Below are 12971 nucleotides of genomic sequence, written 5' to 3' on the forward strand. Positions count from 1 at the left end.
CGCTGGACGGCGTGTTGACCATCGACCGGACGACGTACGACGCGATCGTCGCCCACGCCAAGCGCGACCACCCCGACGAGGCCTGCGGCATCGTCGCCGGCCCCGAGGGCAGCGACCGCCCCGAGCGGCTCGTGGAGATGGTCAACGCGGCCGGCAGCCCGACGTTCTACGAGTTCGACTCCACCGACCTGCTCCAGCTCTACAAGGACATGGACGCACGCGACGAGGAACCGGTGGTCGTCTACCACTCGCACACGGCCACCGAGGCCTACCCGAGCCGCACCGACATCGGCCTCGCCATGGAGCCGAACGCGCACTACGTGCTCGTCAGCACGCGCGAGCACGGGAATAACGACGGCCCTGTGGAGTTCAGGTCGTATCGCATCATCGACGGCGCGGTGACCGAGGAAGAGGTCACCGTGGTCGCCCAGCTGCAGTCCCGCGAATCGGAAGAGAGCACCCCCTGATGGCCATCGAGGTCCGCATCCCCACCATCCTCCGCACCTACACCGACGGCGCCAAGGCCGTCGACGGCAGCGGCGAGACCCTGCAGGCACTCATCGACGACCTCGAGGGCAACCACCCCGGGATCAAGGACCGCCTGATCGAGTCGGGCGACCTGCGCCGCTTCGTCAACGTCTACATCAACGACGAGGACGTCCGCTTCATGGGCGGCCTCGACGCCGAGCTCTCCGACGGCGACCAGGTCGTCGTCCTCCCCGCCGTTGCCGGCGGAGCCGGCTCGTCTGCGCAGCCGGTGGGTCGATAACCGCATGACCCGCTACGACAGCCTGCTGGAGTCGGTCGGCGGCACCCCGCTGATCGGGCTGCCGCGGCTGTCGCCCAGTCCGGACGTCCGCATCTGGGCCAAGATGGAGGACCGCAACCCGACCGGCTCCATCAAGGACCGGCCGGCGCTCAAGATGATCGAGCAGGCCGAGAAGGACGGGACCCTGCGTCCCGGGGCCACGATCCTCGAGCCGACCTCGGGCAACACCGGCATCTCGCTGGCCATGGCGGCCAAGCTCAAGGGCTACCGGATCGTCTGCGTGATGCCCGAGAACACCTCCGAGGAGCGCCGCCAGCTGCTGCGCATGTGGGGGGCGGAGATCGTCTCCTCGCCGGCCGCCGGCGGCTCCAACGAGGCCGTCCGCGTGGCCAAGAAGATCGCGGGCGAGCACCCGGACTGGGTGATGCTCTACCAGTACGGCAACGAGGCCAACGCCCTCGCGCACGAGGAGGGCACCGGTCCCGAGCTGCTCGCCGACCTGCCCGAGATCACCCACTTCGTCGCCGGGCTCGGCACCACCGGCACCCTGATGGGCGTCTCGCGGTTCTTCCGCTCCGCCAAGCCGGATGTCCGGATCGTCGCCGCCGAGCCGCGCTACGGCGAGCTCGTCTACGGCCTGCGCAACCTCGACGAGGGCTTCGTGCCCGAGCTGTACGACGCGTCGCTGATCGACTCGCGCTTCTCCGTCGGCCCGCGGGACGCGGTCCGCCGCGTGCGCGAGCTCCTCGAGCTCGAGGGGATCTTCGCCGGCATCTCGACCGGGGCGATCCTGCACGCCGCGCTCGGCCAGGCCGCCAAGGCGGTCAAGGCCGGCGAGCGTGCCGACATCGCCTTCGTCGTCTGTGACGGCGGGTGGAAGTACCTCTCGACCGGTGCCTACGAGGGCACGGTCGACGAGGCGGAGGATCGTCTCGACGGCCAGTTGTGGGCATGATGGCTCCGTGCTCCCGCGAGTCCTCCGCCGAGCGCCGCTGGTCCCGGCCCTCGCTGCGCTCCTCCTGACCCTGTTGCCGTTCGCGACCACGGTCGCGCCCGCGTCGGCCGAGCCGGTCCTCGTCCAGCCCCCGCTCACCAATACCGAGCCCCCGTCCGTCGACGGACGCCCGCGCCAGGGCGAGGTGCTGCGGGCGCACCCCGGCAGCTGGACGCCGCGGCGCGCCGAGACGACGTACCGCTGGCTGCGTGACGGCGAGCCGGTCCGCGGCGCCCGCGAGCGCCGCTACCGCCTGGGCGCGCTCGACGTCGGCGCCCGGCTGCGCGTCGAGGTCCGGGTCCGCGCAGACGGCCACGCGTGGACGGCCGCCCTCTCGGCGCCGACCCGCCGGGTGGCGCACGCCGCCCCGGTGCGCCGCCGCGTCACCTACAGCGTCTCGACTCGCGGTGCGATCGCCACCAGCGTGGCCGTCTTCCGCCGCCAGGCGCAGGAGACCTTCGACGACGCGCGGGGCTGGCGGGCCGGTGGTGTCGAGTTCCGGCGGGTGCCGCGTGGCGGCGACTTCACCCTGGTGCTGGCCGCCGCGGCCACGCTGCCGTCCTTCTCCGCCACCTGCTCGACCATGTGGTCGTGCCGGGTCGGCCGCTTCGTGGTCATCAACCAGGAGCGGTGGAAGCACGCCTCGCCCGCGTGGAACGCCGGCAGGCGCACGCTGCGCGACTACCGCCACATGGTGGTCAACCACGAGACCGGCCACTGGCTCGGTCGCGGACACGTCGGCTGCCCGGGGCCGGGCCGTCCGGCGCCGGTGATGATGCAGCAGTCCAAGGGGCTCTCGGGGTGCCGTTTCAACCCCTGGCCGTTGCCCGGCGAGCGCTGAGCGAGCCGCGAACGCGCGTGAGCGCTGAGCGAGCCGCGCAAGGCCGAGCGGGCGTCAGTCCGCGCTGACGTCGAGGTCCTGGGCGGCGTCGTGCTCGCTGCCCGGCACCGCGGGGAGCCCGAGCAGGTCGAGGGCCAGGTTGGCGACCATGCCGTTGCGGACCGGCTGGACGCCGGAGTAGGACATCCGGTCGCGGCCGGGGTCGGCGTAGTCGGGGTTGAGGTCGTAGAGGTCCGTGCCCGGGTCGACACCGCTGCCCCAGACCACGAACGGGACGCGGTAGTCGTGGACCGAGGTCGCGTCGTAGTGGCCCTTGCCACGCCCACCGTGGTCGGCCGTGAGGATCACCGTGGTGTGGCCGGCGTAGCGGGGGTCCGTGCGCAGCACGTCGATGACGCTCCCCACCCGGCGGTCGGCCCGGCGCACGGCGCGGAGGTAGGCCCGACCCATGAAGCCCTTCGCGTGACCGACGACGTCGGGCTCGGACAGGTGCAGGAGGCGGAAGGCGCGGGTGGCGCCCCCGAGGTCGCGCTTGAAGGCCCGGACCAGCCCCTGGTTGTCCTCGATGATCGTCTGCGCGTCGGTGGCGAGCGGCCACGAGCGGTCCCACAGGGAGAACTTGGTCTTGCTCGCGAAGAATCCCGCGGAGAGGCCGGCGTCGTCGACGACGGTGAAGACGGATTCGACCGACTCGCCCGCGGCGGCCTGGACGGTGCGCGGGCGGCGGCGGTCGTCGTTCCACGTCACCCCGTGGCCGCCGGTGCCCGCCTGGATGCGTCGCCCGGTCACCATGCCGGTGTGGTTGGGCAGGGTGAGGGTCAGCTCGTGCTCCGTGCGGGCGTTGAGCGTGCCGGCGCCCTGGTCGAGGAGCGCGTGCAGGTGCGGCGCGCCGGACCGTCCGAGCTTGCCGAGGGCCTTCGGGTTGAGCGCGTCGACCGAGATGGCCACGACCGTGTCCGCCACGGCGCGGCGGCTCGTGTCGGGTGCGGGCGCAGGGGCCGGCGCGCTGGTCGCGGCCGCCCCGGCTCCTGCGCCGAGGAGCGCGGCGGAGGCGAGGAGGGCGATCGATCGGCGTACGGCGGTGCGTCCGGGCATGGGCGTCAGGATAGGCGCCCGTGCCCGGAGGTCCCGATTCTGCTCACGCGAGCGCGGCGCGGATCGCCTCCGTCGGCGTGGTGGTCGGGCGGCCCAGGAGGCGGGCCAGGTCGCCGGTGTCGGTGTGCAGGTCGCCCCGGGCGATCCCGAGGTCGGAGTCGGTGAGGACCGCGGCGAACCCCTCCGGCACCCCGGCGGAGACCAGCGCGGCGGTGTGGTCCGCGGCGGGGAGGTCGTGGTGGGAGACGGGGGTGCCGGACGCCTCGCTCACCCACGCGGCGTACTCGGCCAGGGTGAAGGCGACGTCACCGCCGAGCTCGTGCACCCGCCCGGCCTGGTCGTCGGCGACCAGCGCGGCGGCCGCCGCCGCGGCGTAGTCGGCTCGCGTCGCTGCGCTGACGCGCCCCTCGCCGGTGGCCCCGGGCACGGCCCCGTGCTCGAGGGCCGTGGGCAGCTGCTCGGTGTAGTTCTCGAGGTACCACGAGTTGCGCAGCAGGACGGTGGGCAGGCCGGCGTCGGCGAGCAGCTTCTCGGTCGCAGCGTGCTCCTCGGCGAGCAGCAGGCCGGAGGTCGTCGCCCGGGTGATGCTCGTGTAGCCGAGCAGCTCGACCCCGGCCGTGGCGGCGGCCTCGATGACGGCGGCGTGCTGCGCGACTCGCTCGCCCACGGCGCTGGAGGAGACGAGGAGCGCGCGGTCCACGCCCGCGAAAGCCGCGTCGAGTGAGGCGGGATCGGTGTAGTCGGCCCGGCGTACGACGACGCCGAGCGCGGCCAGGTCGGCGATCGTCGCGGTGTCCCGCGCAGTGGCGACGACGTCGGCGGGGGAGACGCCGAGGTCGAGGAGCGAGCGCACGACGAGGCGGCCGAGGTGGCCGCTGGTGCCGGTGACGAGGTAGGTGGTCATGGTGGGTCCTTTCGCGGACGATCAGGAGGGTGTCGTCCGCTCCAACCGGCCACCCGCCCGCATGCTTCCCAGGAGTTAGTACCCACTTTGAAGTAAGGTACTGGCATGGAGGTAAGCAAGGGCCTGCGCGACCACTTCCCCGACGGTGTCTTCCCGAGCGGGTGCCCCAGCCGCACGTTGCTCGACCACGTGATGAGCAAGTGGGGCGTCCTGGTCCTGCTGGCGCTGTCCGAGGGCCCGCCGCTGCGGTGGAGCGAGCTGCGCCGGCGTGCCCAGGGGGTGAGCGAGAAGATGCTGGCCCAGACGCTGCGCACCCTCGAGGCCGACGGGCTGGTCCACCGCGACGCCCGCCCCGTGGTCCCGCCCCACGTGGAGTACTCGCTGACGCCGGCCGGGCAGGAGCTCGCCGCCCACCTCGTGCCGCTGATGCAGTGGATCGCGGCGCACGCCGGCGAGATCCTCGACACGTGACGTGTGACCGGACCGACGCGGCCGGGCGCGTGCCATCCACGGTCCGCACGCCCTAGCCTTGCTGCTTGTGCCGACCTTCCACCGCGAGGACCCGATCGGGATCTTCGACTCCGGGTTCGGTGGCCTGACCGTCGCCCGGTCGGTCATCGACCAGCTGCCCCACGAGTCGATCCTCTACGTCGGCGACACCGCCCGCCAGCCGTACGGCGCGAAGCCGATCGGCGAGGTCCGCGAGTACGCCCTCGAGTGCCTCGACCACCTCTACGAGCAGGGCGTCAAGGCGCTGGTCATCGCCTGCAACTCCGCCAGCGCGGCCATGCTGCGCGACGCGCGCGAGCGGTACGACGTCCCGGTCATCGAGGTCATCCTGCCGGCGACCCGGCGGGCGGTCGCGGCCACCCGCACCGGCCGCATCGGGGTCATCTGCACCCGGGCCACCGCGGAGTCGATGGCCTACGAGGACGCCTTCGCCGCCGCCCCGCACGTCGACCTGCACGTCCGGGCCTGCCCGCGCTTCGTCGACTTCGTCGAGCAGGGCGTCACCGGCGGCGACGAGCTGACGGCCGTCGCGCACGAGTACCTCGACCCCCTGGTCGAGGCCGGTGTGGACACCCTAGTGCTCGGGTGCACCCACTACCCGCTGCTGACCGGCATCATCTCCCTCGTGATGGGTGACGGGGTGACCCTGGTGAGCTCCGCCGAGGAGTCGGCCAAGGACGTCTACAAGATGCTCGTGCGCACCGACCGGATGCGCGAGTCGGGCGAGCCGACGTACTCCTTCGCCACGACGGGCCGGCCCGACGAGTTCGAGACGATCGGTCGCCGCTTCCTCGGCGCCGAGCTGCTCGGCGCCTCCCAGTTCGCCGGTGGCCTTCGATGAAGTTGACCGTCGTCGGCTGCTCGGGCTCCTACCCGGGGCCCGACTCCTGCGCCAGCAGCTACCTCTTCGAGGCCGAGGGCCCCGACGGTGCGGGTGGGACCCGGACCTGGCGCATCCTCGTCGACCTCGGCAACGGCGCGCTCGGCCAGCTCCACCAGTACGTCGACCCGCTCACGATCGACGCCGTCTTCCTCAGCCACCTGCACGCCGACCACTGCCTCGACCTGTGCGGCTACTACGTGATGCGCAAGTACCACCCGACCGGGGCGCAGCCGCGGATCCCGGTGTGGGGGCCGTCGGACACCCCCGGGCGGATGGCGCGCGCGTACGACCTGCCCCTCGACCCGGGGATGACCGAGGAGTTCGACTTCCGCCCCCACGAGCCCGTCGTCGAGGTCGGCCCGTTCCGCGTCGAGTCCGCGACGGTGGTGCACCCCGTCGACGCGTTCGCGCTCCGGGTCACCGCCGACGGGCGCTCGGTCGCCTACAGCGGGGACACCGGGCCCTGCGAGCCGCTCGAGCGCCTCGCCGCGGGAGCCGACCTGTTCCTCTGCGAGGCGTCCTTCCGCGACGGCGAGGACAACCCGCCCGACCTGCACATGACGGGCTCCGAGTGCGGCACCGCCGCCGGCCGCGCCGGCGTCGGTCGTCTGGTGCTGACCCACGTGCCGCCGTGGCACGACCCCGAGGACGCGCTCGCCGAGGCCCGGACGACGTGGGACGGCCCGCTCGAGCTGGCCGTGGCCGGGGCCGTCTACCGGCTCTGAGGCCTCACACGAGTCCCGCGTCGTGGACCACCATGGCGATCTGGACGCGGTTGGTGACGTCGAGCTTGTCGAAGAGGCGCGACACGTGCGCCTTGACCGTGGGCACGGAGAGGTAGAGCTCGGCCGCGACCTCCGCGTTGGAGAGCCCCCGGCCGACGCAGACGGCGACCTCCCGCTCGCGGAGGGTGAGCAGGTCGATCCGGGACTCCGCTGCTGCCGTCCGGTCGTCGGGCGCGCCCGCTCGCACCTGGCGCAGCAGCGACCGGGTGGCCGACGGCGACAGCATGGCCTCGCCGCCGGCGACGAGGCGGATCGCGCTGACGATCTCGGTCGGAGGCGTGTCCTTGAGCAGGAAGCCGTCGGCCCCGGCGGCGACGGCCCCGACCACGTGCTCGTCGGCGTCGAAGGTGGTCAGCACGATCACCGCGGGCGGGTCGCTCTCGCGGTGCAGGGCGCGCGTGGCCTCGAGCCCGTTCATCACCGGCATCCGGATGTCCATCAGCACGACGTCGGGACGCAGCGACGCGGCCTTGCGCAGGCCCTCGGCGCCGTCACCGGCCTCGCCGACGACGTGGATGTCGCGCTGGCCGCCGAGCATGAGCGTCAGCGCCGAGCGCACCAGGGCGTCGTCGTCGACGATCAGCACCGAGATCGGTGCGCCGGTCGACCCGCTCATGTCGTCCACGGTATCGACCCGCGGAGCACGAACAGCATGCCGCGCTGGCCGTGCTCGAGGTGCCCGCCGCGCAGCTCGGCGCGCTCGGCGAGGCCGATGAGGCCGAGGCCCGCGCCGGGGGCGTCCGAGGCGTGGAAGCCGAGCGGGTTGCTGATCACCACGTCCAGTCCGCGCTCGGGGTCACCGGCGACCTCGACCGTGACGTGGGCGCCCGGGGCATGCTTGCTGGCGTTGGTGAGACCCTCCTGCACGATCCGGTAGAGGGTGCGACCGGCGGCGTCCGGGACCGGCTGCCCGCCCTGGTCGACGCGGTCGTCGTACGTCACCCGGACCCCGCTCCGGCGCGTCTCGGCGATCATCTCCTCGATGTCGGCGAAGCGCGGCTGCGGCTGGTCGATGCGCTCGCCGCTGCCGTCGCGGAGCACGCCGAGCACCCCGCGCAGCTCGTGGAGCGCCTCGTTGGCCTTGCCCTGGATCTGGGTGAGCCCCGCGCGCAGCTCGTCGGCGGCGAGGTCGTCGCGGAAGGCCAGTGCGCCCGAGTGCATGGACACCTGGGTGATCCGGTGGGCGAGCACGTCGTGCATCTCGCGGGCGATCCGCTCGCGCTCGGTGCCGCGGGCCTGCGAGACCCGCAGCTCCTGCTCGGCCTCAGCCCTGGCCGCCCGCTGCCGCAGCGTCCACAGGAGCTCCCGACGGGACCCGAGGTAGAGGCCCCAGCCCATCATCGCGGCGTTGACGACGACGTTGACCACGACCGCGATCCAGTACGGCTCGCGCAGCTCGATGGGGGCGTAGAAGGTGTACGTCGTCGCCGCGACCACGTTGGTCACCCCGACCAGGACCACCGACCACGGCACCCGCTGCGTCGCGACGGACACGGCCGCCAGGGTCGCCGGGCCCGCGGCGATGCCCGAGAACGTGCTCAGCAGCGCCACGACCATCGCGATGGTGACCGGGGCCCGGCGGCGCATGACGACCAGGACGTAGGCCGCGATCCCGAAGAGCACCTCCACCCAGAAGAGCACCCGGTGCGACTCCAGCTCGCCCTCGATCGCCTGGCTCCACACCAGGGCGGAGATCAGGGCGCACACGGCCAGCCGCCAGGCCTGGCTGCGCCAGGTCAGCGGAGGCTGCGTCTCCGCCGGTGTCGGGTGGTCCATGCCGCACAGGCTAGGGCGTGTGCGGACGTCCCCTACTTTGGTAGGGGCCGGATCGAGCCCTGGGACCGATGTCCGGTGACTCGGTCGGCGGCAGGGTGGGGTGCATGATCAGAGTGCACGGTCTGACGAAGACCTACGGCGCCTTCACGGCCGTCGACGACGTCTCTTTCGAGGCGCGCCCCGGCCGGGTGACCGGCTTCCTGGGGCCCAACGGAGCAGGCAAGACGACCACGATGCGGGTGATGGTGGGACTGACCACCGCCACCTCGGGCGAGGTCACCATCGGTGGCCACCACTACCGCGACATCCCCAACCCCGGTCGTCACGTGGGCGTGCTCCTCGACGCCTCGGCGCAGCACGCCGGCCGCACGGGTCGCGAGATCCTGTCGATCGGCGCGGCGACGATGGGCCTCCCGTCGTCGCGCGTCGACGAGATGCTGGCACTGGTGTCCCTCGACGAGCGCGAGGCCAAGCGGCGGCTGCGCAACTACTCGCTCGGCATGAAGCAGCGCCTCGGCATCGCCCACGCGCTCCTCGGTGACCCGTCCGTGCTGATCCTCGACGAGCCCGCCAACGGCCTCGACCCGGCCGGCATCCGCTGGATGCGCGGCCTCCTCAAGGGGTACGCCGACCGCGGTGGCACCGTCCTGCTCTCCAGCCACCTGCTCAACGAGGTCGAGCTGATCGCCGACGAGATGGTGCTGATCGGGCGCGGTCGCATCGTCGCCCAGGGCACCAAGGAGTCGCTGCTGGCAGGCGCCGACCACCAGTCGACCCACGTCACCTCGCTCGACAACGAGCTGCTGGCCAAGGTCCTCGCCGAGCGTGGCGTCGCCGTCACCGCTGCCGGGCAGGGCCTGCGGGTCGAGGCGCCGCCGGTCGAGATCGGCCGGGCGGCCGCCGAGCACGCGGTCGTGCTCACCGACCTCCGCGCCGCCGAGGGCGGCCTGGAGGACCTGTTCCTGTCCCTCACCTCCGACACCCAGCGCGACGTCCTCGAAGGGTCCCCGTCATGAGCGCCACCATCGCGTCCGCCGAGCCCGGCACCATCGACCTGGGCTCCTCCACCCCCGTGCCGATGGGCCGGCTGGCCAAGGTCGAGCTCCGCAAGGCCCTCGACACCCGCGCCGGCCGCTGGTTCACCATCTCGATCCTGGCGCTCGTCCTCGTGGTCCAGTTGATCTACGCCTTCGCGGCGCCCGACGACGCGCTGGGCTACGGCGACTTCCTCAGTGTCGCCGGGGGCGTGCTCGGCTACTTCATGCCGATCCTCATCATCATGCTGGTGACGAGCGAGGCCAGCCAGCGCAACGGCCTGGTGACCTTCACGCTCGAGCCACGCCGGTCGCGGGTGATTGTCGCCAAGTTCCTCGCCGGATTCGCCCTCTCCTTCGCCGTCATGGTCCTGGCCGCCCTCATCGCGGTCCTCGGCACCCTCCTCGGGATCGCGACCGGCGCGGAGGCCGACTGGTCCGTCGACGGCAACCTGCTCTTCAACGGCTTCGTGCTCGCCAACGTGATCGGCGTGCTCATCGGCTTCGCCATCGCGACGCTCCTGATGAACACGCCCGCCGCCATCGTCGGCTACTTCGCCTACAGCCTGATCCTGCCCATCGCCGTCGGGATCCTCAGCTCGCTGAGCTCCGGCTTCGCCGACATCGCGCCGTGGATCGAGTTCAACACCGCCCAGACGCCGCTCTTCACGGGCGACTACACCCCGACCGGGGAGGAGTGGGCGCAGATCGCCGTCTCCGGCACGATCTGGCTCGTCATCCCGCTGGCCCTGGGCATCGCGCGGCTGCTGCGCATCGAGTTCAAGTAGCCCCACCGACTGGCCCCCCTCGGGGGAGGGGGTCGCCACAGCCGGGTCCGGTCATGCACGGGGACGACCGGGCCCGGCTACATCCCTGCCCGGCACTTCGACGGTCCCCGGGCGTGGCTAGGGTCGGGGACATGACTGATGCTGCTCCCGCCACCCGTGCCGACGGTCGCACCGACGACCAGCTCCGCCCGATCACGATCACCCGCCACTGGCTCGACCACGCGGCCGGCTCGGTGCTCGTGGAGTTCGGCGGCACCAAGGTGCTGTGTGCCGCCTCTGCCTCCGAGGGTGTGCCGCGCTGGCGCAAGGGCTCGGGCCTGGGCTGGGTCACCGCGGAGTACGCCATGCTCCCCGCCGCCACCAACACCCGCTCGGACCGCGAGTCGGTCAAGGGCCGCATCGGCGGTCGCACCCACGAGATCTCCCGCCTGATCGGCCGCTCGCTGCGCGCCGTCATCGACTACCAGGCGCTCGGCGAGAACACCATCGTCCTCGACTGCGACGTGCTGCAGGCCGACGGCGGCACCCGCACCGCCGCGATCACGGGCGCGTACGTCGCCCTGGCCGACGCCGTCGCCCACCTCCGCTCGCAGGGTGCGCTCACGGGCGAGCCCCTGTCCGGCTCGGTGGCCGCGGTGAGCGTCGGGATCATCGACGGCGTGCCGCGCCTCGACCTCCCCTACGAGGAGGACGTCCGTGCCGAGACCGACATGAACGTCGTGATGACCGGTGAGGGCAAGTTCGTCGAGGTCCAGGGCACCGCCGAGGGCGCAGCCTTCGACCGGGCCGAGCTCGACGCATTGCTCGCGCTGGCCGAGAAGGGGTGCGCCGACCTGACCCGGCTCCAGCGGGAGGCCCTCGCCCGATGAGCCGGATCTTCCTGGCCTCGCGCAACGCCAAGAAGATCGGCGAGATGCAGCGGATCCTCGCCGAGCACCTCCCGGACATCGAGGTGGTCGGCCTCGACGACGTCCCGGCGTACGACGAGCCGGTCGAGGACCAGCCGACGTTCGAGGGCAACGCGCTGCTCAAGGCGCGCGCCGGTGCGCAGGTGACGGGGTTGCCGACGATCGCGGACGACAGCGGGCTGTGCGTCGACGCGCTCAACGGCATGCCGGGCGTGCTGTCGGCCCGCTGGTCGGGGCCGCCCAAGAGCGACGACCGCAACAACGACCTGCTGCTCGCCCAGCTCTCCGACGTCCCGGACCCCCGTCGCGGCGCCCACTTCGCGTGCGCGATCGCCCTGGTGCACCCGGACGGGCGCGAGCTGGTCGTGCACGGTCGGATGGACGGTCGCATCGTCCGCGAGCTGCGGGGGAGCGGCGGTTTCGGGTACGACGTGGTCTTCGTCGCCGAGGAGCACGCGACGGCCGGTCCCGACGGCGTCGGTCTCACCTCGGCCGAGCTCGATCCGGCCGAGAAGGACCGCATCTCGCACCGCGGCCGCGCCCTGCGGGAGCTGGCTCCCCGGGTGGCGGACTTCCTGTCCTGAGGCGCCTCAGGCGGAGGCCCGGGTCGCCTCCGCCGCGGCCACGCGACGGCTGACGAAGACGCCCCAGAGTGCGGCGAGGACGAACATGAAGAGCGAGTAGACGGCCGCCGGGACCGAGATCTCGACACTGTCGAGGACCTCGACGGCGACGAAGATCGCCAGCGTGGCGTTGTGCACGCCGATCTCCATGGAGGACGCGATCGCCTGCGCCTCGGTGATGCCCAGCGCCTTCGGCACGACGTACCCCACCACCAGGCTGGCGGCGCAGAAGAGCCCGGCCACGGCACCGACGGCGGCGAAGTAGTCGGCGACGTTCTCCAGCTCGCCCAGCAGGATCGCGAGCACCAGCACAGCCAGGATGACCGCCGACGCGATCCGCACCGGCTTGTCCATCCGGGCCGCGAAGCCCGGGGACCTGCGCCGGACCGCCATGCCGATGAGGACCGGCACGAGGACGAGCGCGAAGACCTTGACCACCTCGATCAGCGGGAGCTGTACCTCGTCACCGCGGTCGTAGTACCTGATCGCCAGGCTGGTGATGATCGGCAGGGTGACGACCGAGATGACCGAGTTGATGGCGGTGAGCGTGATGTTGAGCGCGACGTCCCCGCGGAACAGGTGGCTGTAGAGGTTGGCCGTGGTGCCGCCGGGGCTCGCCGCCAGCAGCATCATCCCGATGCCGAGCAGCGGGGGGAGGTCGAAGAGCACGACCAGCCCGAAGCAGATCGCCGGGAGCAGGACGAGCTGGCACCCCAGTGCGACGACCACCGCCTTGGGGTGCTTGCCCACCCGGGCGAAGTCGGCGGGCGTGAGCCCGAGCCCCAGCCCGAACATGATGAAGCCGAGCGCGACGGGCAGGCCGATGGTGGAGAGCGCGGAGTCCATGGCGGGACCCTAGGGGTGATCCGCGTCACCGTGGGCCGAACGCGCCACGGGACTCGGGTCCCGCGGTGGCCATCGTCGTCGCAGCTGGCGGGGAACGACGGGCTCGCGACCGGTCGGGGCGTTGTCCTGACTTGTGTCGGTATGGACAGTTCTGTCTCGGGTTCGTCCGGACACTTTGACCCGCTGTGAGCGCATGGTGCGTCCATGGCAGACAG

Annotated in this window: 16 protein-coding genes; 11 read left to right on the forward strand and 5 right to left on the reverse strand. The window is 72.3% G+C overall.

Annotation, left to right across the window (positions count from 1 at the left end):
• Nucleotides 1-11 precede the first annotated feature (11 nt).
• From DAE25_RS19645 to DAE25_RS19660, 4 genes are read left to right on the forward strand one after another with little or no spacing between them, the layout of a single operon-like run.
• The gene (locus DAE25_RS19645) at nt 12-467 is read left to right on the forward strand and encodes a Mov34/MPN/PAD-1 family protein (protein ID WP_107767819.1); all 456 of its coding nucleotides are present in this window, start codon (nt 12-14) and stop codon (nt 465-467) included.
• Nucleotides 467-769, forward strand: a complete 303-nt coding sequence (locus DAE25_RS19650; RefSeq protein ID WP_056885835.1) for a MoaD/ThiS family protein — start codon at nt 467-469, stop codon at nt 767-769. Before DAE25_RS19645 ends, DAE25_RS19650 begins: the two co-directional genes overlap by 1 nt.
• 4 nt (nt 770-773) lie before the next feature.
• Complete coding sequence (locus tag DAE25_RS19655; protein ID WP_056885834.1) at nt 774-1724, forward strand: PLP-dependent cysteine synthase family protein; 951 nt, start codon at nt 774-776, stop codon at nt 1722-1724.
• A gap of 7 nt (nt 1725-1731) precedes the next feature.
• Nucleotides 1732-2604 carry a DUF3152 domain-containing protein gene (locus DAE25_RS19660; protein WP_107767820.1) on the forward strand — a complete coding sequence of 291 codons (873 nt, stop codon included), beginning with the start codon at nt 1732-1734 and terminating at the stop codon, nt 2602-2604.
• 54 nt (nt 2605-2658) lie between these two features.
• Here DAE25_RS19660 and DAE25_RS19665 read toward each other — a convergent pair whose 3' ends face one another.
• Entirely contained in the window at nt 2659-3699 is a 1041-nt protein-coding gene (locus tag DAE25_RS19665; protein ID WP_107767821.1) for an alkaline phosphatase family protein, read from the reverse strand.
• Nucleotides 3700-3742: 43 nt separating this feature from the next.
• On the reverse strand, nt 3743-4603 hold the full coding sequence (locus tag DAE25_RS19670) for an NmrA family NAD(P)-binding protein (protein WP_107767822.1): 861 nt from the start codon (nt 4601-4603) through the stop codon (nt 3743-3745).
• A 105-nt stretch (nt 4604-4708) separates the two neighbouring features.
• On the opposite strand from DAE25_RS19670, the gene DAE25_RS19675 reads away from it, so the two are divergent.
• From DAE25_RS19675 to DAE25_RS19685, 3 genes are all read left to right on the forward strand, one after another.
• Complete coding sequence (locus DAE25_RS19675) at nt 4709-5074, forward strand: winged helix-turn-helix transcriptional regulator (protein ID WP_107767823.1); 366 nt, start codon at nt 4709-4711, stop codon at nt 5072-5074.
• Nucleotides 5075-5141: 67 nt separating this feature from the next.
• Complete coding sequence (gene murI / locus DAE25_RS19680) at nt 5142-5954, forward strand: glutamate racemase (protein ID WP_234411158.1); 813 nt, start codon at nt 5142-5144, stop codon at nt 5952-5954.
• Nucleotides 5951-6721 carry an MBL fold metallo-hydrolase gene (locus DAE25_RS19685; RefSeq protein ID WP_107767825.1) on the forward strand — a complete coding sequence of 257 codons (771 nt, stop codon included), beginning with the start codon at nt 5951-5953 and terminating at the stop codon, nt 6719-6721. Before murI ends, DAE25_RS19685 begins: the two co-directional genes overlap by 4 nt.
• A 4-nt stretch (nt 6722-6725) precedes the next feature.
• Here DAE25_RS19685 and DAE25_RS19690 read toward each other — a convergent pair whose 3' ends face one another.
• Both DAE25_RS19690 and DAE25_RS19695 read right to left on the reverse strand, forming a co-directional pair.
• Nucleotides 6726-7397, reverse strand: coding sequence for a response regulator (locus tag DAE25_RS19690; protein WP_107767842.1), 672 nt, complete (start codon nt 7395-7397; stop codon nt 6726-6728).
• On the reverse strand, nt 7394-8557 hold the full coding sequence (locus DAE25_RS19695) for a sensor histidine kinase (RefSeq protein ID WP_107767826.1): 1164 nt from the start codon (nt 8555-8557) through the stop codon (nt 7394-7396). The genes DAE25_RS19690 and DAE25_RS19695 overlap by 4 nt, the downstream gene beginning before the upstream one ends.
• 104 nt (nt 8558-8661) lie before the next feature.
• Between DAE25_RS19695 and DAE25_RS19700 the strand changes: the two genes are divergently transcribed.
• The 4 genes from DAE25_RS19700 to rdgB all read left to right on the forward strand — a co-directional run bounded on the left by DAE25_RS19700 (nt 8662) and on the right by rdgB (nt 11871).
• Nucleotides 8662-9573, forward strand: coding sequence for an ABC transporter ATP-binding protein (locus DAE25_RS19700; protein ID WP_199907686.1), 912 nt, complete (start codon nt 8662-8664; stop codon nt 9571-9573).
• The gene (locus DAE25_RS19705) at nt 9570-10379 is read left to right on the forward strand and encodes an ABC-2 transporter permease (protein WP_107767827.1); all 810 of its coding nucleotides are present in this window, start codon (nt 9570-9572) and stop codon (nt 10377-10379) included. The genes DAE25_RS19700 and DAE25_RS19705 overlap by 4 nt, the downstream gene beginning before the upstream one ends.
• Nucleotides 10380-10510: 131 nt before the next feature.
• On the forward strand, nt 10511-11248 hold the full coding sequence (rph, locus tag DAE25_RS19710) for a ribonuclease PH (protein ID WP_107767828.1): 738 nt from the start codon (nt 10511-10513) through the stop codon (nt 11246-11248).
• Complete coding sequence (gene rdgB / locus DAE25_RS19715) at nt 11245-11871, forward strand: RdgB/HAM1 family non-canonical purine NTP pyrophosphatase (RefSeq protein WP_107767829.1); 627 nt, start codon at nt 11245-11247, stop codon at nt 11869-11871. The genes rph and rdgB overlap by 4 nt, the downstream gene beginning before the upstream one ends.
• Before the next feature lie 6 nt (nt 11872-11877).
• Here rdgB and DAE25_RS19720 read toward each other — a convergent pair whose 3' ends face one another.
• Nucleotides 11878-12756: a bile acid:sodium symporter family protein gene (locus tag DAE25_RS19720; protein WP_107767830.1), complete on the reverse strand. Its 879-nt coding sequence runs from the start codon at nt 12754-12756 to the stop codon at nt 11878-11880.
• Between the last annotated feature and the right edge of the window lie 215 nt (nt 12757-12971).

It is taken from the genome of Nocardioides terrigena (assembly GCF_003047265.1).
GTDB classification, from domain to species: domain Bacteria; phylum Actinomycetota; class Actinomycetes; order Propionibacteriales; family Nocardioidaceae; genus Nocardioides; species Nocardioides terrigena.